A 1365-nucleotide genomic window follows, 5' to 3' on the forward strand; every position below is an offset into this window, starting at 1 on the left:
TCGACTGCTAGCGTATATCCGGTCTCGTAAAAGATGCCTAACGTGTGGGCATCGGACCTTAATGGGCTATTCGCACGTCGGGTACCCTCAGCGTAAACGAGCTCTATGGCTCTACGCGCTACACGGTATGGCCCGACGTCGGTTCGACCTGTTCGCCATCTCTCTTTTGGTGGTGCAGTCGGGGCGGTAGGAACACCGGTTAAAGGTTCAACATTGATGGTCGCGTCGCCTGCTTAAGCGGCGGCGGACAACTCAGGGTTATACGGGACCTCGTAACGTGTGACGGCCCACGCCATACGCGCTGTCTTATTGGCGAGAGCCACGATCGCCACGTTGCGATGTTTGCGCACGGCAAGGTGCTTGATCCACTGGCTGAGTCCGTCGTCTTTTTTCACCGCATAACGAAGGACGGCGCGGGCGCCATGTACCAGCAGCTTGCGTAAGTAACTATTGCCACGTTTACTGATCCCCAACAGGCGCTCTCGTCCGCCCGTGCTATGTTGACGCGGGGTCAGCCCTAACGAGGCGGCAAAGTCGCGTCCTCGCTTGTATATAGCGCCGTCACCCAGCACACCCGATAAGGCACTGGCGGTGATGGGGCCAATGCCGCGGAGGGTCATCAAGCGCTTGGCAACCGGGTCGGTATTGGCATGCGTTTCAATGGCGGACGTTAACTGCGCAACACGCTCGTCTAAATAACGTAAGTCATCCGCTAAGTCGGCCAATAGGCGGCGAAAGCGGTCACTGAGCCCGTTGGTGGCATCCTCCAGCCAAAGAGGCAGCGCCCGCCGTAACTGCTGAATACCGGTGGGGGCAATAAACCCATACTCACTGGTGAGACCACGGATTTGATTGGCCTTCGCTGTGCGCTGGCTAATCAGCTCTTCACGGATCCGGTGAGTGGCCTGGCTGTCCTGTTGATCAACGGTTTTTACGGCCACGAAGCGCATCGTGGGACGGCCTAATGCTTCACAAATCGCTTCAGCATCTGCCCGATCATTTTTATTCGTTTTAACGTAAGGCTTCACGAATTGGGCCGCAATGAGCTTCACATGGTAGCCACGCGCTTGAAGTTCGCGCGCCCAATAATGCGCCGCTGCACATGCTTCCATGCCGATGGTGGCGCCTTGAGGAACGCGCCGACAGACAGCCTCCAGCCACTTGGCCCGGGTATATTTACCTCGCCATTGAGGCTTCTCATGCCGGTCAACGCCATGTACGTGAAAGACAGACTTTGCGATATCCACACCAACTCGGCTAATGTTCATATGGGCTTCTCCTGACTCTCAAGCTGATAGTTTTCCAACCACCTACCAGTATGGCGCACTGACGCCGGAGTAGGGTGAGGAGGAGTCCATCCCATTG

General features: G+C 56.7%; 1 protein-coding gene. It reads right to left on the reverse strand.

What is annotated here, in order from left to right; genetic code table 11:
• Nucleotides 1–233 precede the first annotated feature (233 nt).
• Entirely contained in the window at nt 234–1268 is a 1035-nt protein-coding gene (locus K7H09_RS24285; RefSeq protein ID WP_230806371.1) for an IS110 family transposase, read from the reverse strand.
• Nucleotides 1269–1365: the final 97 nt, after the last annotated feature.

The sequence above is a fragment of the Halomonas sp. IOP_14 genome, assembly GCF_021021315.1.
GTDB lineage: Bacteria > Pseudomonadota > Gammaproteobacteria > Pseudomonadales > Halomonadaceae > Vreelandella > Vreelandella titanicae.

Bases quoted from the DNA above. Each gene is read 5' to 3' on its own strand.
- K7H09_RS24285 (WP_230806371.1), bottom strand. From the start codon at position 1,268: ATGAACATTAGCCGAGTTGGTGTGGATATCGCAAAGTCTGTCTTTCAC.